This window comes from Pseudomonas sp. JV245A, from assembly GCF_032424515.1.
Classification (GTDB): domain Bacteria; phylum Pseudomonadota; class Gammaproteobacteria; order Pseudomonadales; family Pseudomonadaceae; genus Aquipseudomonas; species Aquipseudomonas protegens.
In genome coordinates, this window is sequence record NZ_VYKE01000634.1 from 1 (window position 1) to 277 (window position 277).

The window sequence follows — 277 nt, forward strand, 5'->3', positions numbered from 1 at the left end:
TGCAGAGCTTTGTTCTGGAAGACGAGAACCGCATGATCGGCAGTTGCGCCTTGCCGCTGCCGCTGTACCAGAGCATGCAGGGCTTGCCCATGGTCTGGCTGGAGGACAGCCTGGCCAACCGGGTGCAAAGGATCCTTGACGACTACGTGGTCAACCTCTGCGCCGAGTTTGTGGCGGTGCATGGCGAACAGGGCTTCGCGCTGTTCGCCGAGCGCCTGCTGGAAAGCCTGAACAAGATCCACAAGCGCCTCGGTGGCGAGCGTCACCAGCGCCTGTT

1 pseudogene is annotated in these 277 nt (G+C 62.1%); it reads left to right on the forward strand.

What is annotated here, in order from left to right:
- Positions 1–277, forward strand: a pseudogene (locus F6S12_RS33380) (tRNA 2-selenouridine(34) synthase MnmH); the annotation flags it as partial.